The following is a 23,929-nucleotide window of genomic DNA, read 5'->3' on the forward strand; positions in this document are numbered from 1 at the left end:
AAGATCGGGTCTGAAACCTTCCGATCGGGCCGCAGCCCGACACTGTGTGACGACTTAGTCCCACCAGACGTCAAAGAGTTCCGTCATCTGCACATCCTGCAGCTTGCGGTCTTCCAGCCATTTGCGGACCAGCACGCGATGCTCATCGGTGCATTTGCCGGTCTTCTGCAGGCAAACCAGACCTTCCCACACCAGGTAGCCGCTGCCATCAAAGGCCAGGCCGTTAGGATCGATCGCTTCATTGATGAACTGGTTCAGCGTCTCGTCAATTTCACTTTCGCTGGTGCCTTCCGGGAAGCGCCAGGCAACGGAGAAGCCCAGTTCCTGAAACTCATCGATGTGCAGTTTTTTACGTAAACGGCGGCTGCGTTGTGTGGCCATTATTTCACCCTCTCAAACATTAAATCCCATACGCCGTGGCCTAAACGCTGCCCGCGCTGCTCAAACTTGGTCAGTGGACGCGTCTCAGGACGCGGCACATAATTCTGTTGCTCTGACTGGTTGCGATAGCCACCGATGCTGTTCATCACTTCCAGCATATGCTCCGCGTAGGCTTCCCAGTCGGTCGCCATATGGAAAACGCCGCCCAGCTTCAGTTTACGCATCACCAGTTCGGCGAACGGCACCTGGACGATACGGCGTTTATTGTGACGCGCTTTATGCCACGGATCGGGGAAGAACAGCTGAACCATGCGCAGCGAGTTATCCGGAATCATTTTCTCCAGCACTTCCACGGCGTCGTGGCACATCACCCGCAGGTTCTGTACATCGGCGTCTTTGGCGGCGGCCAGACAGGCACCCACGCCCGGCGCATGCACTTCAATACCCAAAAAGTTCTGATGCGGCGTGTTCTGCGCCATGGTCACCAGCGATGCGCCCATGCCAAAGCCAATCTCCAGCGTGACCGGAGCTTCGCGACCAAACAACGCGGGCAGATCGACAGGCTCAGGCTGATATTCCACCCCCATGACCGGCCACAGGGTATCCAGCGCCTGCTGCTGGCCTTTGGTTAAGCGACCCTGGCGGCGCACAAAGCTGCGGATCCGGCGCAATGGCCGCCCGTTCTCATCAAATTCTGGGGTGATGACGTCATTAATCATGTAAAAGCCTGCTGGTTAGCCTGTTCCGGGAAACGGGCATTATGCAAAGTTCATAAGCAGAAGCAAGCCTTTGCAATCTTCCGGTTTACACCCAGGTGCGCATGTGCTGGAATTCCTGCCTGAGTGTAGAGTAAACACGGAAAATTTCCTTCTTATGATGCAAGCGCCGCAGTTCGCGCAACAGGTGCTGGACTGGTATCAGCGCTTTGGTCGCAAAACCCTGCCGTGGCAGCTGGAGAAAACGCCTTATAAGGTGTGGCTCTCCGAAGTGATGCTACAGCAAACCCAGGTTGCCACGGTTATTCCCTATTTTGAACGCTTCATGGCGCGCTTCCCCACGGTCACCGATCTGGCTGCGGCACCGCTGGATGAGGTGCTACATCTCTGGACCGGACTTGGCTACTACGCCCGTGCGCGTAATCTGCACAAAGCGGCAAAGCAGATTGTCGAGGTTCACCGGGGCGAATTCCCGCGTAATTTCGATGATGTTTCTGCCCTGCCCGGCGTTGGCCGCTCCACGGCGGGCGCGATCCTGTCGCTGTCGCTGGGTCAGCATTTCCCGATTCTGGATGGCAACGTCAAGCGTGTGCTGGCCCGCTGCTATGCCGTCAGCGGCTGGCCGGGTAAAAAAGAGGTCGGGAAACGGCTCTGGCAGATCAGCGAAGAGGTCACACCCGCCGAGGGCGTCAGCCAGTTTAATCAGGCGATGATGGATCTGGGTGCGATTGTCTGTACCCGATCAAAGCCGAAGTGCGAAATCTGTCCGCTGAACAGCGGGTGTGAGGCGTTCGCCAGCAACAGCTGGGCGAGCTATCCCGGTAAGAAGCCTAAGCAGGTACTGCCGGAGCGCAGCGGCTGGTTCCTGATGATGCAGGATGGCGATGATGTCTGGCTGGAGCAGCGCCCGCCTGTGGGCCTGTGGGGCGGCCTGTTCTGCTTCCCGCAGTTCACCACCGAAGCGGCGCTAAATGACTGGCTTGCAGCGCGGGGCATCCCTGCCAGACCACAGCAGCTTACCGCGTTTCGTCACACCTTCAGTCATTTCCATCTCGATATCGTGCCAATGTGGCTGTCGTGGCCTTCTGCCGGGGCGGCGATGGATGAAGCAGGCGGTCTCTGGTATAACTTAGCGCTGCCACCATCTGTGGGATTAGCTGCACCCGTTGAGCGCCTGTTACACGAGCTGCGCCATCCCCCGACAACTGGCTTTGGACAGTTGTGAGATTAATGAGGAAAAGTAATGAGCCGCACTATTTTTTGTACTTTTTTACAGCGCGACGCAGAAGGTCAGGATTTTCAGCTCTATCCGGGCGACCTGGGTAAGCGTATTTACAACGACATCTCCAAAGAAGCCTGGCAGAAGTGGATGGCGAAACAGACCATGTTGATCAACGAGAAGAAGCTCAACATGATGAATCCCGAAGATCGTAAGGTGCTGGAGAAGGAAATGATCAATTTCCTCTTCGAAGGCAAAGACGTTCATATCGAAGGCTATACACCGCCAGAAGCGTAAACATTCCGGACCTCATCACTGAGGCCGGTTATCCAGGTCAGGCTTGCATTCCCAATGAATAAAAAATTAATCGCCCTGCTGGTGATAGCACCACTTTTGGTTTCCTGTTCCGGGTCAAAGAATCAGCAATCCCACGAGGAGTGGGTTAAAGACACCAATGGCTTTGATATTCTGATGGGCCAGTTTGCTCACAATATTGAGAATATCTGGGGTATCAATGAAGTCCTGATCGCCGGACCGAAAGATTACGTCAAATATAGCGACAACTATTACACCCGCAGCCACATCAACTTTGAAAGCGGTAAACTGACCATCGAGACGATTTCTGGCACCGATCCGATGGCCAGTCTGCGTCAGGCTATCGTGACCACGCTGTTGATTGGTGAAGATCCGGGTAATGTCGATCTCTATTCTGACGCTAACGACATCGAGATCAGTAAAGAGCCGCTGCTCTATGGTCAGGTACTGGATAACACCGGTCAGCCAATTCGCTGGCAGGGTCGCGCGGAAGCCTTTGCTGACTATCTGATTCAGAATAAATTGATGCGCCGCACCTCGGGTCTGCATGTGATTTACTCTATTTCGATTCCGATGGTGCCGAACCACCTGGACAAGCGTGCGCACAAATACCTGCCGATGGTGCGTAAAGCCGCCGAACAGTATGGTGTCGACGCGTCGTTGATCCTGGCGATTATGCAGACCGAGTCGAGCTTCAACCCCTACGCCGTAAGCCATTCTGATGCGCTGGGTCTGATGCAGGTTGTGCAGCATACCGCCGGTGTTGACGTGTTCCGCATGAAAGGTAAATGGGGCAAGCCGAGCCGTAGCTATCTGCTGGATCCGGAAAACAATATCGATGCCGGTACAGCTTATCTGTCGCTGTTGCAACGCAGCTATCTGGGCGGCATTCAGGATCCGCTGTCACGCCGCTATGCAGTGATCACCGCCTATAACGGTGGTGCAGGCAGCGTGCTGCGCGTCTTCTCCAGCGATAAAGATCGGGCGTTCTCGATGATTAACGGCATGTCACCCAGCAGGGTCTATTCAACCCTGGCGAATCAGCATCCGTCGGCGGAGTCGCGCCGTTATCTGTATAAGGTGAGCACGGCTCAGAAGAGTTATCGGGGATTCTGATCGGAGCCGCTGAAGCGGGGGGTTGTTCGCTGAGCGAACGGGGCTTGAGGTTCGCTTTGCAGCGGGCTGACGCTGAAAGTGTTCGCTGCGCGAACGGACTCTGAGAGGGGTTTCGTTCGCCTGAGCTTGAGTGGTCGCTGCGCGAACGGGCGCTGAGAGGGGTTTCGTTCGCCTGAGCTTGAGTGGTCGCTGCGCGAACGGGCGCTGAGAGGGGTTTCGTTCGCCTGAGCTTGAGTGGTCGCTGCACGAACGGGCGCTGAGAGGGGTTTCGTTCGCCTGATCAGTTGGGCAGTTTCAGACTCGCCTCTGCAGGCGACCGACAAGGGGCGCCAGTCGCCGCGCCCCTTGACCCCCGGCTCCGGCCTGCTTCACCGCCGCTTCGCGGTTCCTTCGCTTATTCCGGATTTCTCACGGACCGGCAGGACGCGCCATCCCTGGCGCGAACCCGCCTCTTCGCGACATCCCTGTCGCTCGTCCTGAAATCCCTCATCCGCTCAGCGGTTCTGACGGCCTCCCTACCCCCCTGCTGTTATCTCTTCTTTCTGTGTTGGATACTTTATCGCTTTACGTTTCCGGGATTGGCTTTGGCTTTCAATCCAGCAGACGGCACAGCACTACAGTTAACACAAAGAAATCACAGACGGGGGTTTACCCGAGGCGTCCGGAGCGCTGAGGAACAACCGGAGGCCAGGATGAGCCGACAGGACGTCGGTGAAAGGACGGTTAGCGCCAGGGATGGCGCGTCCGGACGGTCCGTCGGCCGCAGGGCGTGACGAGGGTACCCCGCAAAGCGGGGCGCGCAGGCAGCCGGACGCCGGGATTGTTAAGGGGCGGGCGTACGCCCCTTGACGCGTCCGCCTGCACGGGCGACCTGAAACTCCCTACCGCCTGGCGGGCGTAACCTTCTCAGTGCCAGCCCGCTGTAAGCGAAATCTTCTCATAGCAAGCCCGCTGCAAAGCGAAACCTTCTCATAGCCAGCCCGCTGCAAAGCGTGCCCCGCCGCCAGACGAACGAAACCCCTCTCATAGCCCGTTCGCGCAGCGAACAAAAGGCCGGTGGGCCGCTACCCGCCTCTGCACCCGCTCAGATCAGCGCCCCACCATCATATTGGCCACCAGATACTTCTGTCCCTTCTCATCCTCTTCGGTGTAAACGCCCTGCAGCTCCGGCGAGAAGCCGGGCAGCAGATTAAGCCCCTCTTCCAGCGCCAGGAAGTAACGCTGCACCGCACCGCCCCAGACTTCGCCTGGAACGACGCACAGCACGCCCGGTGGATAAGGCAGCGCGCCTTCCGCAGCAACCCGGCCTGCGGCCTCGGCGATAGGTACCAGCTCCACTTCGCCGCGAATATAAGCCTGATGTGCATCCTGCGGATTCACGCTGACCGGCGGGAACTCCGCGGCGCGGAACATCAGGCGCTGCAGATCCTTCACGTTATGACTGACGTAAAGGTCATGCATCTCCTGACAGAGGCGACGCAGGGTATACCCGGCATAACGTTCGGCGTTTTTGCGATAAATCGTCGGCAGCACTTCGGCCAGCGGCGCATCCTCTTTAACGTGCTGCTCAAACTGCGCCAGCATCGCCACCAGATTCGCCATCTTCTCCGGGCTCTCAGCCGGAGTCAGCAGAAACAGGATCGAGTTGAGATCGCATTTCTCCGGCACGATGCCGTTCTCACGCAGGTAGTTAGCCAGAATGGTTGCCGGGATCCCGAAATCACTGTATTCCCCGCTTGCCGCATCGATCCCTGCCGTGGTCAGCAGCAGCTTGCAGGGATCGACCCGATACTGATCGCGCGCGTAACCGGCGAAACCGTGCCACTTCGCCTGCGGTTCAAAGCTGAAATAACGCAGATCGCGGGCGATCGTCTCAACAGGTGCATCCTGCCAGCGCTGGCCATCTACCTTTTCCGGCACAAACGGCAGGATCATTTCACAGCGATCGAGGATCGCTTTACGCGCCTCAATGCCCAGCGTGACGCACTCATCCCACATGCGACGCCCCGCTTCACCCTGATGCATTCTGGCGTTGATATCCAGTGCGGCAAAAAGCGGATAAAACGGACTGGTGGAAGCGTGCAGCATAAAGGCGTTATTCAGACGCTTGTGCGGGCAGAAGCGCCGCTGTCCGCGAATGTGATTATCTTTTTTGTGGATCTGCGAAGTCTGCGAAAAACCGGCCAGCTGCTTATGCACGGACTGGGTGACAAAAATGCCGGGATCGTTTTCATTCAGCTCCAGGGTCAGCGGCGAACAGCATTCCATTAGCGGAATGAACTGCTCATAACCGAGCCACGCGGAATCAAACAGGATGTAATCACACAGATGACCGATGCGATCCACCACCTGGCGGGCGTTATAGACCGTGCCATCGTAGGTGCCGAGCTGGATAATCGCCAGACGGAAAGGCCGTGCCTCTTCCGCCCGCTGCGGCGCTACCGCTACGATCTGCTCACGCAGATAAGCCTCATCAAAGCAGTGCGCGTCAATACCGCCAATAAAGCCGAACGGGTTACGTGCTGCTTCAAGATAAACCGGCGTTGCGCCCGCCTGAATCAGCGCGCCATGATGGTTCGACTTGTGATTGTTACGGTCAAACAGCACCAGATCGCCGCGGGTCAGCAGTGCATTGGTCACCACTTTATTGGCGCTTGAAGTGCCGTTGAGCACAAAGTAGGTTTTGTCGGCGTTAAACACCTTTGCCGCATACTTCTGCGCATCTTTAGCCGAGCCTTCGTGGATCAGCAGATCGCCCAGTTTGACGTCGGCGTTGCACATATCAGAGCGGAAAACATTCTCGCCATAGAAGTCATAAAACTGTTTGCCTGCCGGATGCTTTTTGAAGAACGCGCCGCCCTGATGTCCGGGACAGGCAAAGGTGCTGTTCTGCATATCGACATAGCGGGTCAGCGTCTCAAAGAAGGGTGGCAGCAGCGCCGCTTCATATGCCTGCGCAGCTGCTTCCAGCGCAAGCCACTCCTGCGGCTCGCCATTCAGCTCACCGCTGACGCCGGGAAGGTGCATCACCTCTTCTTCAAACGCATTCGCGACAAACACCGGCAGATTAAAACCGGAGTGACGCAGCAGCGCCAGCACGCCGCTGCGGGTATCCGCCAGCGAGACGACGACCGCCGCCACATCCGTAAAGTCGGTATTATCCAGCGTCACTACGTCACGCGCGGTGTTCAGGGTCAGGCTGGGCGCGACAGCGGCGCTGGCAGCAATTTTCAGTGGAGTCATAACAGGATCCCTAACGTCAGGGAGGACGTGCCAGAAGCACAAGTATGGGGACAGCGCCCCGGCGAATAATTAAGCGTCAGAAGGCATAGTGCAGTGTGGCAACCAGACCCACAGCCACTGCCTGGCTGGCCTCACCGCATGGTGAATAACGGAGAGTGCGGAAAAGAGGAAAACCCGGTGAGCGCCGGAAAACGCGAACGGTAATCCGGGCAGGTGCGCGGTGAACCGGACATGGCGACGTCCTCTGTGGTGAACAAGCAGGGTCATAAAGTGGCGGTCATAATGTCATCTTTTTTATGCACGAACAACCCGACCCAGGCAATTATTCAGTCACGCAATAAAAAGATAACAACATGATTTTTATGATTTATTTATCCTAAAAAATTCATAATACGACTAATTATATGAATTATATGCAGATTTATGCATGTGGCTCGCTAGCGCTGTCAGGGCACTTTTTTCTTCCTGTTGCCTCCTAAAACCGAAGAGGCGGCCATTGCCCTATCGCATTGCCACTCGCGGGCGTAAACTTACCCTCTTATTCCCACTCTGCCGGAGGCTGCATGTTCAAGGCACTGGTCATTGAAAATGACGAACAAGGTTACCGTTCCCTGCTGAAAGATCTCCCCGAATCCCAGCTGCCCGACTACGATGTCACGCTCGAGGTCAGCTACTCATCCCTGAACTATAAAGATGCCCTGGCTATCTGCAATAAAGGCCCGATTGTGCGCCAGTTTCCGATGGTGCCAGGTATCGATTTTGTTGGCCGGGTGACGGCCAGCCGCCATCCCGACTGGAAAGAGGATGATGTAGCGCTGCTGACAGGCTGGGGCGCAGGCGAAAAACAGTGGGGAGGCCTGGCGCAGAAAGCCAGCATCAGTGGCGACTGGCTGGTGCGCGTGCCCGCTTCTCTTAGCCCGCTGCAAACTATGGCCATCGGCACAGCAGGTCTGACCGCGATGCTCTGCGTCATGGCGCTGGAAAAACAGGGCATCACACCTGAACGCGGACCGGTGCTGGTGACCGGTGCCAGTGGCGGCGTCGGCAGCTATAGCGTCAGCCTTCTGGCGCGTCTGGGTTATCAGGTGATCGCCTCCAGCGGTCGCGCCAGCGACCATGCATATCTTATCGATACGCTGGGCGCGGCATCGCTGATTGATCGCGAAGAACTGTCCCAACCCGGTAAACCGCTGGCAAAAGAGCGCTGGGCCGCCGCGATAGACAGCGTCGGCAGTCACACTCTGGCGAACGTGCTGGCCGGTATTCAGCGTGACGGGGTAGTGGCTGCCTGCGGTATGGCGCAGGGACTCGACCTGCCAGCCAGCGTTGCGCCTTTTATCTTGCGTGGGATCACGCTGGCGGGTGTCGACAGCGTGATGTGTCCGAAGCCGCTTCGTCAGCAGGCGTGGCAGCGGCTCGGTGAGCTGCTGGATAGCGATCGGCTCAGCAAACTGAGCCGGGTGATCCCGCTGAGTGAAGCCAGAGAAGGTGCGCAGGCATTGCTGGATGGCAGCGTACAGGGTCGTCTGATTGTCGACTGCCGCTAACCCGCGTTTATAAGGCGCGTACCGCGCGCCGTTATCGACTGGTTCGCTGCAGCCGTTTGATCAACCCTTCCAGCGCGAACTGCGTGCCCTGCTCCATCACGGATTTCGGATCGCCGCTGAACTGATGGCACTCCGCCTCGTCCCTGCCGTCCGGCAATACCCAGCCAAACCAGATAGTGCCCGCTGGCGTGCCATCTTCGCCACCATCGGGTCCGGCATAGCCGGTAATCGATAACCCCACCGGTTCGCCTGAACGGGCGCAGGCTCCCTGTACCATTTCACGCGCCGTCTGCTCGCTCACCGCCGTGTGCTGTTTCAGCGTGTCAGAATACACCCCCAGCAGGCGGATTTTGGCATTTTCGCTGTAGGTCACGAAGCCGCTGGTATAGAAGTCGCCGCTGCTTTCCACCGCGGCCAGCGTCATGCTGATCAGCCCCGCGGTACAGGATTCGGCAGTCGTCAGATGAAGTCCGGATGAGCGTAAAATGTTACCCAGTTGCTCAGCGGTTTGATCTAATGATTTTGCCATTATGGTCTCCTGAGTCTTCTGTCCTGAACACAAGGTATAGCGCAAAATCAGTGATTAAAAGCACGCAAGGCAATGTTTTTAAAGCGAAATGGTCTAAACCCGCAGCTGGATATGTGGTTTCCCACTCTCTGCATGTGCCACCACCTGCAAATCAGCCTGATACCAGCGCGTCAGCGTCTTTTCAGTCATGACCGTCTGCGGTGAACCCTGAGCCACCAGTCTGCCCGCGTGCAGCAGCAGTATGCGATCGGCCCATAATGACGCCAGATTAAGGTCATGTAACACGGTGCAGATGGTGAGATCACCCGTGCGCGTCAGCTGGCGTAATAGACGCAGAGTCTGCTGTTGCCAGAAGAGATCCAGCGCCGAGGTCGGCTCATCCAGAAACAGCCAGCCGCGCGGTCTTCCCTCCTGCCAGAGCTGCGCCAGCACCCGCGCCAGCTGCACCCGCTGCTGTTCACCGCCGGAGAGCTGGCGGTAATCGCGCTGCGCCAGCGAATCACAGCCGGTCAGTTGCATGACTTCAGCCACAATCTGCGACGTCTGCTTCTCAGGCCACGGCGCACGTCCCATCGCCACTACCGAATGCGCCGACTGGGGAAAAGTCAGGTTGTTTTGCTGCCGCATCACGGCCCGGCGTCGCGCCAGCTGCTCACGCGGCCATGCTGACAACACACGATCGCCCAGCCGGCACTCACCCCGATCGGGCGCTAAAAATCCGGTCAGCATCCGCAACAGTGTTGATTTACCCGCGCCGTTAGGCCCGATGAGCGCCACCCGCTCTCCACCTGACAGCGTAACGTCAAGATTATCGATAACGGTTCTGCCGTCGCGCGCCAGACAGAGTCCCGTCGCCTTTAACATTTCCATCATTCAAATCCTCGCTGCTGACGCAGGATCAGCCAGAGAAACCAGGGGCCGCCAATCAGGCTGGTCAGCAGTCCGACCGGCATCTCTGCCGGCACCACAAGAGTGCGCGACAGCGTATCGGCCAGCAGCAGCAGAATCGCGCCCGCCAGCGCTGAACCGGGCAGCAGCCAGCGATGATCGCTGCCAAGACAAAAGCGCATCACATGCGGCACCACTAATCCAACGAAGCCGATCACGCCACTGACCGAGACCGCCGTGCCGACCAGCAGCGCACTGAGGATCAGCAGCTGATGCTGGGTACGCTTCACATCAATCCCCATGTAGTGCGCATCCTCTTCACCTGCCTGAAGCAGATTGAGGTGGCGGGCACGGCTCTGTAACAGCAGCAACGCAGGCAGAATCAGCAGCAGGCAGATGAGCAGCGCAGGCCACTGCGCCTGGCTGAGGCTGCCCATCCCCCACAGTGACAGCTGACGCAGTTGCTGGTCATCGCTCAGCCACGACAGCACGCCGACCGCCGCGCCGCAGAGCGCATTAATCGCAATGCCGACCAGCAACAGTCGGGAGAGATTGCCGTCTGCCAGCCGACTGAAACTGAAGATCAGTAGCGTGACCAGCAGGCTGCCGATAAAGGCGGCGATCATCGGTAGCCACAGTGTCAGCTGGGGTGGTAACGCCAGCGGAATAACGATTGCCAGCGCGACCGCCAGCCCCGCGCCGCTGCTGATACCCAGCAGGCCGGGATCGGCCAGCGGGTTACGGAAAACACCCTGCATCACCGCGCCAGAGACCGCCAGTGCCATCCCGATCGCCACCGCCAGCAGCACGCGCGGCAGGCGGATATTCAGCCAGATCTGCCAGATGAGATCGCTGAGCGGTGCCTGCCATAGCGCCCGCACCGACAGCGACATCGCCCCCAGATTCGCTGCCACTACCATCGCCACCAGCAGGAAAATCAGCATCAGCGTCAGACCCCGTAACGCATTGCCATTAATCATGGTTCAGCGATTCCGCAGCCTGACGCAATTTCACTATTGCCTGCGGCGTATCAAGGCCAAATCCCAGCAGCGCCTGGGTATCAATGATCAGCAGACGGTGCTGCTGTCCGGCTGGCGTCAGCGCCAGGCCTGGTAACTGCCACAGCTGTGCTTCACCGCCCAGGGTTTTCAGGCCATCCTCGCCGATCACCACCAGATCAGGCGCGGCGGCGATCACGCCTTCCTGCGACAGCGCCTGATAGTGCGGCACCGAACCCATGGCATTCTCCAGTCCGGCGCTGCGAATGGCGCTGTCGGCGGCGGTCTGATTTCCGGCCGCCATCGTTTTCATGCCGCTGTTTGCCATGATGTAAAGCACCTTCACCGGCAGCGATTGCTGCGGCAACTGGCGAATCTGCTGCGTTATTTGCTGCGCCAGGGCCTGCGCCTCGCTTTCACGCTGCAGCGCCTGACCCACCGTGATAATTTTCTGCGGGATCGCCTGCAGACTGTTGTCGCCACTGACCGTCACCACCCTGACGCCCGCGCGGGCAATCTGTTGCAGTACCAGCGACGGCTTTGCCTGCGCGCTGGCGAGCACCAGCGTGGGCTTCAGCGCCAGGATACCTTCAGCATTGAGCTGGCGCATATAGCCCACGTCCGGCAGCCGGGCAGCCTGCGCCGGACGCAGGCTGGTGCTGTCGCGCGCGACCAGCTGTGACTGCGCATCCAGCGCGTAGATAATCCGGGTGACGTCCCCCCCAATCGACACTACCCGCTCCGCGGCCAGTGAGGGCAGCGTCAGCAGCAGCCACAACAGACTCAGGTGTCTCATGCCGCTGCTCCTGCCGTACGGAGTGCGTTCACCTGCTCACGCCAGCAGGCCTGTTCTGGCGTGCCTTCCGTACGCTGTCCATAAAGCTGGGCGATCTGCGTGCCGTCAGCGGCGAACAGTTCCAGGCTGGTCACAAAGCCATCGCCGGTGGGCTTGCGTGTGACCCAGCTTTCGCTGATCTGGTCCGCCATAAGGTGCAGCGTGAAGCGGGGATTGAAGACGTTGAGCCAGTTATCCATGGGTACCAGCTTCTCTACTTTGCCGGTGAAAATCTGGGTACAGCCACGGTTGCCGACAAAAATCATAATCTCGTTGCCCGCCTGCTGTGCCATCTGTAAGACGCGCTCAAGTGCATCGTTGCCGGTCTGCCAGGCGAGATCCTCACCCACTGCGCGGAACGCCTGCGGCCGTGAGGCCTGATAACGCTTCAGCAGGGCAAAAAACTGATGAACATCGGTCATGGCGCGCCATTCACGGTCAATCGCGGTGGCATCAATCCCTTCCGGCAGGGTGGCAGCAGCCACCGGCTCAACTTCCAGCGTCATCGCAGCGGCATCAGTGAAGTCGGCGATTAACGCGTGCCATGCCGCCATATGGGTCTGCTCAGTCACATAGATTTTCAGCACCGCATCGCCGTGACGATCAAAGATCTGAATGCTGTGACGTACGCCCTGTGCGCCCGACTCCTGCAGGGCAAAGGCGCTGAACCACTGTCCGACAAACAGACGCAGGTCGAGCGCACGGGGATTCAGCACCAGGCCACCATGTGCGCCGAGCTGCACATTCTGATATTCGCCCAGATGCTCATGCACCGCATAAGCATTACGGGTAATACTTTTGGTCTCGCCGACCGCGCCCAGCGCCTTCAGCAGCGCCGGGAAATCGTGTTTCAGCGCCACGGCATCAACGCCGATACGCGCTTCACACAGTTCCGCTTCGCTGATACCGATCAGCGTGGCCAGATCGCGGGCATATTTCTTCGGATGTTCGCTCTTCAGGGCGAGATAGTGCTGATAAATCGGGTTCATGGTTCGGTTCTCATAGTCACGCCCTGCATCAGCGCAGGGCGGCGGTGATTAAAAATCGACATTAACACCTAACTGGAAAGTACGCCCCGGCATTACGGCCAGTGCCTGATCGTTACGATTCTGTTGGGTGGCGCTGGTCAGCTGACGGCTGCTGAGGTAATCCCGGTATTTACGGTCGGTTATGTTGTAAAGTCCGCCGCTTAACCTGACGTTGTGCGTAACACGCCAGTAGGCGGTCATATCCACCAGGCCATAACCTGGCACCCGCATGTAATCGGTGCTGGAGTCAGTCAGGCTGTTGCCGGTGTTGGTAAAGCTGTTGCGATTAGTGGCGCTGGCTTTCTTACCTTTAACAAACGTGGCGGTGACGGCAGCACCATAGCCGCGCGCCTCATCATCCCAGGCGAGTCCGACAATCGCTTTCATCGGCGCAACGCTCTCCAGGTCGACGTAGCGGTCACCCAGATAGCTCGACTTCGCTGCACCCTGGGTATAACCAAACGCCAGATTGGCGCTCAACCCCTCGACCTCGCTGAACCAGTTGCCGAAGTTCACTTTGCTACTGATTTCAGCCCCGTAGATATAGGCTTTGTCGCGGTTCTCCGCCTGATAGGTGGTATAGATGTTGCTGGGTACATTGACGAACTTACCCGGATTGGCCGTCCGACTGTAGCGGGTAAAGGCGATGAAGTTTTTGTAGTCGTTATAGAACGCGGCAGCATTAAGCGTCACGCCCTCCGCAACCTGGCCTTTTATGCCCCATTCGTAGTTGTTGCTGGTTTCGGTCTTCAGATCGGCATTGCCAATCAGCGCATACTGCGCGGGACCGGCATAGCTGGAACCAAGGTTCCATGAGCCATAGAGCTGGGAGTCGTTGGGGAACTGCGCGCCACGGGTATATTGCAGATAAGTCATCAATGCCGGGGTCAGATCGTACTGGAAGGCGATCGACGGCAACACCTGGGTGTCGCTGTTTGGCGAACCGTAGAGCGCGGAGACTTCGCTGGCGTCGAGTACACTGCTGTTAGTCGTCAGTGTCGCCACATCGCGTGGGCGGGTGTTCTGGTACGCCACACGCACGCCCGGTACGATAGCCGCACGGTGTCCGTCAGCATCGAAGCTGATGGTATCATGCAGATAACCGCCAACCGTATAACTGCGGCTGTTAGCCTGCGGTTGCATGATCACGCTGGTGGCGCTCGCCGCAGGCGACTGGCGGAAAGGCCGTTCGGTATCCATCAGACGCGCATTCAGCCCGGCGCTCAGTTCATGTCGTCCGATGTTTTTAAGCGCACGGGTGTCAAAACCGTAACTGTCGCTGTTGTAGTCGGAGTAGACGGTTTGCCTGGCGGTGGCGCTCGACGGCATAAAGGTGTTGTCATGTGCCTGGGTTTGCTGCCAGTAAACGCGGGTTGTCAGACTGTCGATCAGGTCATTGTAAGGCGTGTACTCATCCGCCAGGCTGATGCCCCAGCGTCGGGTATCGCTCTGCTGCTGCGCCGTTCCCAGGACCGTATTGCCGGACGAGCTCCAGCTGTCGTAATGGCTGTGGTTAGTTTTATGGTAATAATCTAAAGTCGCGCTGAGCTTATGAAGATCATTGGGCTGCCAGATACCCGAGGTCATAAAGGCATCGGAATGCCAGTTGGCTGGATAGGCATCAACCGTGTCGCTGTTATTGCGGGTCTGTTGTCCGTCACGACGACTGTAAACAAAGATTCCCCGCAGCGTATCATCGCCTGCTGCTGCCGTAACGCCGTTGTGCCAGCTGCGGCTGGCAGAGTCGTAGTCGCTTTGATAACCGAAATAGTTGCGTTTACCGGGATGCAGATAGTCATCCGGGGATTTGTTACGGAACGAGACATTACCGCCAATCGAGTTATTCGGCTGATCCACTGCCGTGGCACCCTTCTCAATTCCGATATGGCCAAACATATAGGGATCAATGTAATCGCGGCCAATCCCAAAGCTGTCGAGACCGGCACGTCCCACATAGCTGCGGCCGGTGGCCTGCGGTAATGGAATGCCATCCACATCAAGACCCACGCGGTTGCTCTCTAAACCACGAATGTTGTATCCGGTATAACCGGCCCGGTCAAAGCCGCTCTTACCGGCTGAGGAACCGCCACTGGTGCCGGTGGCGCTGATCAGCGGTTCATAACGCATGATCGATCCAAAATCAGTGGCGCCACGTTGCTGCAGATCGCTGGCAGAGAGGATGGTTTTGCTGCCCGCCGTTTGTTTAATTTCCGGTGCATTCACCGTCATTACCGGTTCAGCACTGCTGCCATAGCGGTCGGAAAGGGTCAGCGTGGCAGGTTCACTGCCCGCAGCATAGGTGCAGGTGGTATTGATAAAGGTGGCGAGCAACGCCAGCTCAGACAGACGCGGTTGCGTCAATCTCCGAAAACGTGGTGACATAGGCGCGAATTACCTGATTAATTGTTAGTATTCGCTCACTTGCTTGCTGCAACATAAAAAAACGGCTCTGCATAAAAGCCGTAAAAAGTCAGAACATCATGCGGGTGTAATCATTATCGCCGGGAATTTAATGCAACTGATAATCATTATCAATCCTATTTACATTAAGACATAAACCACAGCGCACAAATTGTTAACCCGAATGCATCTGCATTTATCAATACGTAAAGGAAGAGAGTTATGGCGCAAAAACCTGTGGTTGTTATTCACTACTGTATGCAATGCAACTGGCTGATGCGGTCAGCGTGGATGGCGCAGGAACTGTTGCATACCTTCGCCGAGGATCTGGCAGAGGTCACGCTGAAACCCGGCACCGGCGGTATTTTTGAGATTACGCTGGATGGTCATCTGCTGTGGGAACGTAAGCGGGACGGTGGTTTCCCGGATGCGACTACCCTGAAACAGCGCGTGCGCGACATCTGTTTCCCGGATCGTACCCTGGGCCACATCGACAAGAATAAGAGTGAAATCAGCTGATTAACTGCGGGTGATTTTATCAGCCGCGTCGTGCAGCGCCCTAATCAGCGTCTGCAGCGCGGCCTCTGAAATATCTTCCTGCGCCAGTCGCTGATTCAGAGCCATCTTCAACTCGTGAATCGCCTGTTCCACAGCAGGAATGCTGCGGTTATTGACCACGATAGCTAGCGTGGAGAGTCGCGTAATCAGGCTGGCTACGGTTTCGCGATTATCCGCCAGCTGCGCCTCACCAGCCGCCGTCAGTCGGTAGGCTTTACGTGCTGCCTGCGCATCCACTACCTGAATCGCCTCCATCTCTTCCAGCAGCGTCAGGTTGGGATAGATGATCCCCGGGCTGGGCGAATACTCTCCCTTTGACAGCTCCTCAACGGACTTTATCAGCTCATAGCCGTGCGCCGCATTCTGCGCCAGGAAATGGAGCATCAGCAGGCGAATCTCACTCGCTTCCAGCATCTTTTCACGTCGTTTACGTCGTCCGCTGCAGCCGCCTGCGCGCGAAGTCTGTTCGTCAGATGAAGTGGAAGTCGGATGCTGTTTCATGACCTGCCCTGCTGAAAAAAAGGAGAGTGATGGTAGTCCGCCATCTGGCAAAACTCAATTGCCAGCGCGGCTTACTTCTGATGCCAGTAGGCCACTGCCCGCACGAAGTCGCTGTCGAGACCACGCTGCGATATAAAGTAGTCAGACAGCGCTTTGACAAACTCACCTTCGCCGGTCAGCCAGATAAAGTAATCCTCCGTCGGAATAGCGATCTGATCCAGCCGGGTAATCAGCTGGCTGAGCTGCGCTTTTTGCATCTGACCGCTGCCCAGCCAGTTTGTCGTTACGCCTGCCGCATCCGCTAAATAGTCGCGACCGGTCGCTTCATCGGTTAAGGCATAGAGATGCAGCGCCTGGGCGCGGGCGTCACGCTGACGGCGGGCAAAAGCGGGCAGCCCGGTTTCGTCGCAGACGTAGAGCTGGAATGCGTAATCGGTCGGTACCACCAGCGAGCCGCGTGGCCCACCAACAATCAGTTTGTCGCCCACCTGCGCCTGCGCGGCCCAGTCACTGGCTACGCCATGCTGATGAATATAGAAGTCGAGGGTCAGTGAAGACACACCATCGAATTCCAGCGGCGTGTAATCACGCGCCTGCGGACGTAAACCTTCAGGCCAGACAATGCCTGCATCGGTAATTTGTGGCAGAGCCAGTGCTTCACCTTCAGCAGAAGGGAAAAACACCTTTATGTGGTCATCAAAGCCTGGCGACGTAAAGCCTGCCAGATCGCTGCCGCTGAACCGTATGCGCCAGAATTTCCCGGCAATATGCGTTTTACTTTCGACCTGGATATGGCGAAAACGCAGTTCATTGCGGACGCGCTGGGGTAAACGCTTATCGACTGTTGTAGTCAAAATCTCTCTCCTGAAACAGGGCTTATGCCCGATAGTCAGGGGCATATCCGCCATGATTAAACAACAATGGAATAACAATCATTCTCATCTGAAGCCCCAAGATTAGCTATGATATATCTTCGGCGCAAGAACGAAAAATGCGATCCTGAAACTTAAGATATATTTTAAACAGTGTCGTAAGTGAGTAGATGCGGACAGGAAGCAGCATGAATGAGAAGCATCAGAGATGCAGCATGCAGGTGAATAGGCCTCAGGGAGGAAGCCGCAGGTGCAGAGTGTGAGCAGGTAAATCAGGCAGAAGCTGTCCGGCTCCTGACGAGCCGGGCATTATCTCGCGCCGCCGGTTCTGGGCATCAACACTTACAGCGTGTCGCTGAATCCGGAAAGGGAGGCATTACTGCTGGTGTGATCCGGCAGTTCACCATCACCCAGGATTTCATGCTGGGTAACCTGAGAGTGCGGATGCAGTCCGGCAGGCGGTGAGAAAGGCTCAGCCTGCTGCGCCATCGCCATTGCAGGCAATGCCAGGATCAGGGAAATCATTAAGCGTCGCATAGTTGTCTTCGATTGTCGTTTTGGCCAGAAAAGGCCTGAAATGCAGATGAATCTTCCAGCCCTGTCACAGAAGCACGATGATTCAGATATGACAGGGTTTTCGGGGGAGGATTTTACGCCAGAATGACGACTTATTTTATAAAATCGTGCGGTTTATCACGGTTTATAGCACGAAAGATGCATTGGCAGGAGCAGAAGCGATCGCCCCTGCCCTGCCGGCTACGCCTGCATCACCGGAATAGAAAAAACGCCGCTAAGCCAGTCGGGCTTACAGTGCGTGAAATCAAGACGCAACAGATCTTTGCCCGGACGGCGCGACACGCCCAGCATAGGCAAATGCTGATAGTAGATATCCTCGATAAAGCGCGTCAGCTGCTCCGGCCTGCCGCTCCAGCGGATCGACGCATAAAGGCCGCACATCTCGCTCCAGCTGGCGGCATTGTCACCCAGCAGCCCGGCATGTTGTGGTGCCAGCGCCTGAAACAGGCTGATATTCTGCTGATCAGCAGAGCTATGGCCGGGACCATACTGAAAGCCTAACCAGCCGTGCGTCGCATGACTGCCCGCCAGCGCGACCAGATGCCGTGCCTGCTCTGCCACACGGTGGTCGTGGTCGGCGATATACTCACCAAACCTGCACTCCCACTCCAGTGTATCTCCGCACAGATGCAGTTCTTCCTCACGTTCCACCAGCGTCGCACGCTCTGCCAGCGATCGCACCAGAATGCGACCATGGAAGTTTTTAACCGGCAAATGAGGAATACGGCGAAACGCGCCAGGCGTCAGTGAAAAGTGGCCTTTGAATACCCTCGTGAAGTTTTGCTGGTTATCAAAGCCAAAACGTACGGCGATATCGATCAGCGTCATGCGCGTCAGACGCAGCGCCATGGCCGCCATCGTCAGACGCCGTTTGCGGGTATATGCCGCCAGCGTCTGTCCGGTCATCTCCTTGAACATGCGCTGCATGTGCCATTTGGAATAACCTGATTTCAGGGTAATTTGATCGATATTGAGATCGTCGGTGAGGTTGGCTTCTATCCACTCGACCAGATCGGTAATGTGCTGTTTTTTAATAGCCTGACTGAGCATGATGGCGATTTACGACGCGGGTTAGGACTGGAATTTTCGTTACAAAAGAATAACAAAAATTATGAATCGGTGTAAGGAAAGGGTAAGGCCCACACACCTGTTCGGGGCGATTCCGCATTAATTGCTTAGGTTACTAACTAAAAAAGGCTGACTGACGTCAGCCTCAGATTGTTGACAAAGTCCATCTCGGTAGCGGTAAGACCGAGCCTGCGAAGGGAACACGGTCAGATCAGAAAGACGCAAAAACCGCCATCCATGGCCTGCTCGGCCCGCGCGATTACGCACCTCATCCCTGAGGTGCGCCCGTAACCGGGCCAACGCGTTGCGTTGTTCAAAAACGCTCCCGGCGTTTTTGTCCCTGTCGCGGGACGCTTTCCTCTTCTGACCGTGCTCCCTGCGCATTGAGCTTATTTATTGCTGCCAGACGATTAATGACTGCGCATTCCCGCCGCAGTCATCATCATGCGGAACAGCGAGGCGACAACGCCCAGCGCAAGCACGCTGGCAGCGTAAATAAACACCAGCCACATCACACGCTTCCACCACGGGGCTTTCGTCTCTGCGTTGTGGTTATGGTTGTGGTCTTTCATGCTGCTGAGGCTTTTCATATCAATGATATCCTGCGTCTGCTTTGATTTTTCCACGGAACACGTAGTAGCTCCAGAAGGTATAGCCCAGGATCATCGGGATAATCAGCAGGCTACCCACCAGCATAAAGGCCTGACTCTGCGGAGGTGCCGCAGCGGCCCAGATGGTCACAGAGGGTGGAATAATGTTTGGCCAGATACTGATGCCCAGTCCGGAGAAGCCCAGGAAGATCAGCGCCAGCGTCAGCAGGAACGGTGAATAGTGTGCCTCACGTTTGATGGCGCGAATAATGCCCCACGAACAGAGCAGCACCAGCACCGGAACCGGCAGGAACAGGAAGAGATTTGGCGTGCTGAACCAGCGATGAGAAATGTCGGCATGCGCAAACGGCGTCCACAGGCTGACGATCCCAATAATCACCAACAGTGCAATCACCAGCGGCGTCGCCAGCGCAGACATCTTACGATGCAGTTCATTCTCGGTCTTCATGATGAGCCAGGTACAGCCCAGCAGCGCATAGGCCACCACCAGGCCCACGCCGCAGAACAGCGGGAACGGTGCCAGCCAGTCCATTGCGGAACCGGCAAAGCGGCGTCCCTCAACCGGAATACCATCCAGCAATGCACCGACCGCCACACCCTGACTGAAAGTAGCGATGATCGAACCGGCAATAAACGACTTGTCCCAGAATGCACGATGGCCTTCCACCGCTTTAAAGCGGAACTCGAAGGCAACGCCGCGAAAAATCAGACCGATCAGCATGGCGGTCAGCGGAATCGACAATGCATCGGCGATGACTGCATAGGCCAGCGGGAACGCACCAAACAGGCCTGCGCCCCCCAGCACCAGCCAGGTCTCATTACCATCCCAGACCGGCGCGACGGTATTCACCATCATGTCGCGCTCGCCAGCATCTTTGTTGAACGGGAACAGCAGACCAATACCCAGGTCAAAACCATCCATCACGATATACATCAGGGTTGCGAAGACGATAATCACAAACCAGATAACGGAAAAATCGATCATCTTAGTGGTCTCCATCCTTAAAGGTGGCAGCGGAAAGTGGACGCGCTGGTGTTTTCTTCTGACCCGGTCCACCCTCTTCGGTGATATGACCTTCGCCGACAACCGGTCCCTGCTTAATCAGACGCATCATGTAGTGATACCCCACGCCAAACACCGAGCTGTAGACCAGAATAAAGGCCAGCAGGCTGATGCTCATGTGCATATCGCCATGTGCCGAGACCGCATCAATAGTGCGCTGCACGCCATAAACCACCCACGGCTGACGACCGATTTCCGTGGTAAACCAGCCTGCCAGAATCGCAATCAGACCCGATGGACCCATCAACAGTGCAAACCACAGGAACGGGCGCGACTCATAGAGACGCCCTTTGAAACGCAGCCACAGGCTGACCACGCCCAGCGTGATCATCAGCAGGCCCAGCGCCACCATCACACGGAAGGACCAGAAAATCACCGTTGAATCAGGGCGATCCTCTTTCGGGAACGACTTCAGCGCCGGAACCTGCTTGTCCAGACTGTGCGTCAGAATCAGGCTGCCGAGATAAGGCACTTCCAGCGCATATTTGGTGCGCTCCTGCTCCATGTCGGGAATACCAAACAGGATCAGCGGTGTGGCTTCACCCGGCGGGTTTTCCCAGTGTCCTTCAATCGCCGCGATCTTGGCAGGCTGATGCTCCAGCGTGTTCAGACCGTGAGCATCTCCAATCATCGCCTGAATCGGCGCGACGATCAGCGCCATCCACAACGCCATGGAAAACATCCTGCGGATGGCAGGATTGTTGTTGCCCTTCAGCAGATGACAGGCCGCCGATGAACCGACAAAGAAGGCACTCGCCAGGAACGCCGCCACCGACATATGGAATAACCGGTAAGGGAAAGAGGGGTTAAAGACGATTTTGAACCAGTCCTGCGGAACCACGATGCCATTCTGAATGATGTAGCCCTGCGGCGTATGCATCCAGCTGTTAGAAGCCAGGATCCAGAAGGTCGAAATCAGTGTACCCAGTGCGACCATGCAGGTGGCAAAGAAGTGCAGACCCGGACCTACGCGATTCCAGCCAAACAGCATCACGCCCAGGAAGCCCGCTTCCAGGAAGAACGCCGTCAGCACTTCATAGGTCAGCAGCGGACCGGTGATACTGCCGGCAAACTCTGAGAAGCCGCTCCAGTTCGTGCCGAACTGATAAGCCATCACCAGCCCTGACACCACACCCATACCGAAGTTAACGGCAAAGATTTTGGACCAGAAATGGTAGAGATCGCGATAGGTTTGATCGCGGGTTTTGAGCCACATACCTTCGAGTACGGCCAGGAAGCTGGCGAGACCGATGGTGATGGCGGGAAAGATAATATGGAAGGAAACAGTAAATGCGAACTGAATCCTGGCCAGATGAAAGGCATCTAATCCGAACATTGCTTACCTCTTTGCCACATAGAACACCATGTATTTACTTATTATTAACAACTTAAACCTGATGCGCTGACTTCTCTGCGCTTATTGAAATTCCCGCCGCAAATTTAGAACTATTCGCGACGAGGAAACAGAAACAGTGGGGTTAATGAAAACTATAACAGTCTTTGTTGATTTTTATCATTGTTTTTAGCGGGAATTACTTATTTAAAAATAAGGCTTAAAGGTTAATCAGAGCGTATTTATGTGTCGTTAATGTTACGTTATTTATCACTTTAAAAATTCACATGGGCAAAGCAATTCCTGACTAAAAAAAGCCTTCAACCGGCTGTTTTCAGAGGTTATTTTGTTATAAACCCTGTTTTTAAAAAGGTCAATTTTGAGAACAAATAAATTAAATAATCTTATTTTTTAGAGAGTTACTTCAGTAAATGATTACCACTACCGCTTTGTTTATTTTTTTTGCATTACTCTTGCTAATTCAGACCTGCACCCAGGCGAAAAACAGCCAGAACGGCACCTTTTAGTGCCACCGGATATGTTAATAAAATGGGTCAAAAAGCTGGAATGAATTAACAGCGCGTCCGAAGCAGTCGGTTATTCCGGGCCAGAGCCTGATGAAATGATTTAATAACCAGCAAAGAGGCGAAAAAAACGCTTAGGTTATTTTCCTGCCGTTACGTTATTCCGGTTTCAGGGAGTGAAATGGGAGAAGAACAGATCAGAAATCTCCTGTCAGCATCGCCACACCTTCACGACAGGATGGCTGACAGGCGGGAATTTACTCAGCTGCAGACTTTTCGCGCTGTGCCAGAATCCGGCTCAGGTTCAGCTCCAGCCAGTCCGCCAGCCCCACTACCTGTTCACTGACTTCGCAACCAAGCGGGGTCAGACGATACTCAACGTGCGGCGGTACGACATCGTAAGCGATGCGCTGCACGAAGCCATCTTCTTCCAGATAGCGCAGATTCTGCGCCAGCATGCGTTCACTGACCCCACCGACCGCCCGGCGCAATGCACTGAAACGCAGGGTCTGGTCCTGCAGGGCCAGCAGAATCAGTACGCTCCAGCGGCTGGTCACCCGTTTCAGTACGTCGCGCGACGGACAGTTAACGTTAAGCAGTTCACCGCGACTAAATTTTTCACTTAGTTTTTCAGACATTTAACCTGCGCACCTTAAACTAACAATTCTGTAAGTACTTACTAAAAATTAGTTTATACCCTAGTCTGGATTTCACCAACAGCCACAGGAGTTATCCCATGATTGCAGTTACAGGTGCCACCGGCCAGCTGGGCCGAATCGTTATCGATGCATTACTGAAAAAAGTTCCGGCAGCAGAAATTGTTGCCGCTGTGCGTACGCCCGCCAAAGCGGCCGATCTTGCTGCGCTGGGCGTGATTGTACGCCAGGCCAATTATAGCCAGCCAGAGACGCTGGAGGCCGCTTTTGCAGGCGTGGATAAGCTGCTGCTGATCTCGGGCAGTGAAGTGGGCCAGCGTGAGGCGCAGCATAAAGCTGTCATTGACGCTGCAAAGGCTGCTGGCGTGGGCTTTATCGCCTACACCAGTCTGCTGCATGCGGATACCTCACCGCTGGGTTTAGGTGTTGAACATCGCGCGACCGAAGCGCTGCTGAAAGCCTCGGGCATCCCGTTCGCCCTGCTTCGCAACGGCTGGTACACCGAGAACTATGCCGCCAGCATTCCTCCGGCGCTGGCACATCATGCGTTTATCGGCGCGGCAGGTGAAGGTCGCATCGCGTCGGCTGCCCGTCAGGATTACGCTGAAGCGGCGGCTGAAGTGATGACCCGTGACGATCAGGCGGGCAAAGTCTATGAGCTTGCAGGCGACGACAGCTATACGCTGGCGCAGTTTGCGGCGGAGATTGCTGCACAGAGTGGTGAGAAAGTCGATTACGTCAACTTGTCTCAGACTGACTTTGCCGCCGCGCTGAAAGGCGCTGGCCTGCCAGAAGGTCTGGCGGCGATGCTGGCAGATTCTGATGCCGGTGCAGAAAAAGGTGGCCTGTTTGATGATTCGCGTCAGCTGAGCAAACTGATTGGTCGCCCGACCACAAGCTTGCAGGCGGTGATCCGCGCAGCACTGGCGAACCATTAGTCCAGCTCTTTCTG

Annotated in this window: 22 protein-coding genes and 1 pseudogene; 6 read left to right on the forward strand and 17 right to left on the reverse strand. The window is 56.2% G+C overall.

Annotation, left to right across the window (positions count from 1 at the left end):
• Positions 1-54 precede the first annotated feature (54 nt).
• The gene (locus QSK07_RS08440) at positions 55-381 is read right to left on the reverse strand and encodes a YggL family protein (RefSeq protein WP_285721348.1); all 327 of its coding nucleotides are present in this window, start codon (positions 379-381) and stop codon (positions 55-57) included.
• Positions 381-1,100, reverse strand: a complete 720-nt coding sequence (gene trmB, locus QSK07_RS08445) for a tRNA (guanosine(46)-N7)-methyltransferase TrmB (RefSeq protein WP_061063315.1) — start codon at positions 1,098-1,100, stop codon at positions 381-383. The genes QSK07_RS08440 and trmB overlap by 1 nt, the downstream gene beginning before the upstream one ends.
• A gap of 154 nt (positions 1,101-1,254) precedes the next feature.
• On the opposite strand from trmB, the pseudogene mutY reads away from it, so the two are divergent.
• The 3 genes and pseudogenes from mutY to mltC all read left to right on the forward strand — a co-directional run bounded on the left by mutY (position 1,255) and on the right by mltC (position 3,747).
• Positions 1,255-2,341: pseudogene (gene mutY / locus QSK07_RS08450) on the forward strand (A/G-specific adenine glycosylase).
• Positions 2,341-2,613 (forward strand): oxidative damage protection protein, encoded by a 273-nt coding sequence (locus QSK07_RS08455; protein WP_003853409.1) that lies wholly within the window; start codon positions 2,341-2,343, stop codon positions 2,611-2,613. The pseudogene mutY and the gene QSK07_RS08455 overlap by 1 nt, the downstream one beginning before the upstream one ends.
• Positions 2,614-2,667: 54 nt before the next feature.
• Entirely contained in the window at positions 2,668-3,747 is a 1,080-nt protein-coding gene (gene mltC, locus QSK07_RS08460; protein ID WP_098052413.1) for a membrane-bound lytic murein transglycosylase MltC, read from the forward strand.
• A gap of 1,089 nt (positions 3,748-4,836) precedes the next feature.
• Here mltC and QSK07_RS08465 read toward each other — a convergent pair.
• Complete coding sequence (locus QSK07_RS08465; protein ID WP_285721350.1) at positions 4,837-6,990, reverse strand: ornithine decarboxylase; 2,154 nt, start codon at positions 6,988-6,990, stop codon at positions 4,837-4,839.
• Positions 6,991-7,553: 563 nt separating this feature from the next.
• Between QSK07_RS08465 and acuI the strand changes: the two genes are divergently transcribed.
• Positions 7,554-8,537 (forward strand): acrylyl-CoA reductase (NADPH), encoded by a 984-nt coding sequence (gene acuI, locus QSK07_RS08470; RefSeq protein ID WP_285721351.1) that lies wholly within the window; start codon positions 7,554-7,556, stop codon positions 8,535-8,537.
• 31 nt (positions 8,538-8,568) lie between these two features.
• Here the strand turns inward: acuI and QSK07_RS08475 are convergent, their stop codons facing one another.
• The 6 genes from QSK07_RS08475 to QSK07_RS08500 form a co-directional block, all read right to left on the reverse strand.
• Positions 8,569-9,066, reverse strand: a complete 498-nt coding sequence (locus QSK07_RS08475; protein ID WP_098052410.1) for a CinA family protein — start codon at positions 9,064-9,066, stop codon at positions 8,569-8,571.
• A gap of 93 nt (positions 9,067-9,159) precedes the next feature.
• Positions 9,160-9,936: a heme ABC transporter ATP-binding protein gene (locus tag QSK07_RS08480; RefSeq protein WP_285721471.1), complete on the reverse strand. Its 777-nt coding sequence runs from the start codon at positions 9,934-9,936 to the stop codon at positions 9,160-9,162.
• On the reverse strand, positions 9,936-10,934 hold the full coding sequence (locus QSK07_RS08485) for a FecCD family ABC transporter permease (RefSeq protein ID WP_285721352.1): 999 nt from the start codon (positions 10,932-10,934) through the stop codon (positions 9,936-9,938). Before QSK07_RS08485 ends, QSK07_RS08480 begins: the two co-directional genes overlap by 1 nt.
• Positions 10,927-11,748 (reverse strand): heme/hemin ABC transporter substrate-binding protein, encoded by an 822-nt coding sequence (locus QSK07_RS08490; protein WP_285721353.1) that lies wholly within the window; start codon positions 11,746-11,748, stop codon positions 10,927-10,929. Before QSK07_RS08490 ends, QSK07_RS08485 begins: the two co-directional genes overlap by 8 nt.
• On the reverse strand, positions 11,745-12,776 hold the full coding sequence (locus QSK07_RS08495) for a hemin-degrading factor (protein ID WP_285721354.1): 1,032 nt from the start codon (positions 12,774-12,776) through the stop codon (positions 11,745-11,747). The genes QSK07_RS08490 and QSK07_RS08495 overlap by 4 nt, the downstream gene beginning before the upstream one ends.
• A gap of 48 nt (positions 12,777-12,824) precedes the next feature.
• Complete coding sequence (locus QSK07_RS08500) at positions 12,825-15,197, reverse strand: TonB-dependent receptor domain-containing protein (RefSeq protein ID WP_285721355.1); 2,373 nt, start codon at positions 15,195-15,197, stop codon at positions 12,825-12,827.
• Positions 15,198-15,437: 240 nt separating this feature from the next.
• On the opposite strand from QSK07_RS08500, the gene QSK07_RS08505 reads away from it, so the two are divergent.
• Complete coding sequence (locus QSK07_RS08505) at positions 15,438-15,734, forward strand: Rdx family protein (protein ID WP_033733740.1); 297 nt, start codon at positions 15,438-15,440, stop codon at positions 15,732-15,734.
• Here QSK07_RS08505 and QSK07_RS08510 read toward each other — a convergent pair whose 3' ends face one another.
• The 8 genes from QSK07_RS08510 to QSK07_RS08545 all read right to left on the reverse strand — a co-directional run bounded on the left by QSK07_RS08510 (position 15,735) and on the right by QSK07_RS08545 (position 22,959).
• Positions 15,735-16,274 (reverse strand): PadR family transcriptional regulator, encoded by a 540-nt coding sequence (locus QSK07_RS08510; RefSeq protein ID WP_285721356.1) that lies wholly within the window; start codon positions 16,272-16,274, stop codon positions 15,735-15,737.
• A 71-nt stretch (positions 16,275-16,345) separates the two neighbouring features.
• Positions 16,346-17,173: a siderophore-interacting protein gene (locus tag QSK07_RS08515; protein WP_502921706.1), complete on the reverse strand. Its 828-nt coding sequence runs from the start codon at positions 17,171-17,173 to the stop codon at positions 16,346-16,348.
• Positions 17,174-17,488: 315 nt separating this feature from the next.
• On the reverse strand, positions 17,489-17,671 hold the full coding sequence (locus tag QSK07_RS08520) for a hypothetical protein (RefSeq protein WP_285721358.1): 183 nt from the start codon (positions 17,669-17,671) through the stop codon (positions 17,489-17,491).
• 231 nt (positions 17,672-17,902) lie between these two features.
• A complete protein-coding gene (locus tag QSK07_RS08525; protein ID WP_285721359.1) occupies positions 17,903-18,772 on the reverse strand; it encodes a helix-turn-helix domain-containing protein in 870 nt (289 codons plus the stop codon).
• A 428-nt stretch (positions 18,773-19,200) separates the two neighbouring features.
• Positions 19,201-19,380, reverse strand: a complete 180-nt coding sequence (locus tag QSK07_RS08530; RefSeq protein WP_135907709.1) for a DUF2474 domain-containing protein — start codon at positions 19,378-19,380, stop codon at positions 19,201-19,203.
• A 1-nt stretch (position 19,381) separates the two neighbouring features.
• Positions 19,382-20,386, reverse strand: coding sequence for a cytochrome d ubiquinol oxidase subunit II (gene cydB / locus QSK07_RS08535; protein ID WP_013359001.1), 1,005 nt, complete (start codon positions 20,384-20,386; stop codon positions 19,382-19,384).
• Between the two features lies 1 nt (position 20,387).
• Positions 20,388-21,800: a cytochrome ubiquinol oxidase subunit I gene (locus QSK07_RS08540; RefSeq protein ID WP_285721360.1), complete on the reverse strand. Its 1,413-nt coding sequence runs from the start codon at positions 21,798-21,800 to the stop codon at positions 20,388-20,390.
• Positions 21,801-22,578: 778 nt separating this feature from the next.
• A complete protein-coding gene (locus tag QSK07_RS08545) occupies positions 22,579-22,959 on the reverse strand; it encodes a winged helix-turn-helix transcriptional regulator (RefSeq protein ID WP_275221507.1) in 381 nt (126 codons plus the stop codon).
• A gap of 98 nt (positions 22,960-23,057) precedes the next feature.
• Here QSK07_RS08545 and QSK07_RS08550 point away from each other — a divergent pair, with 98 nt between their 5' ends.
• Positions 23,058-23,915: an SDR family oxidoreductase gene (locus QSK07_RS08550; protein ID WP_285721361.1), complete on the forward strand. Its 858-nt coding sequence runs from the start codon at positions 23,058-23,060 to the stop codon at positions 23,913-23,915.
• The last annotated feature ends 14 nt before the right edge of the window (positions 23,916-23,929 follow it).

Source organism: Pantoea sp. QMID4 (assembly GCF_030270445.1).
GTDB lineage: Bacteria > Pseudomonadota > Gammaproteobacteria > Enterobacterales > Enterobacteriaceae > Pantoea > Pantoea vagans.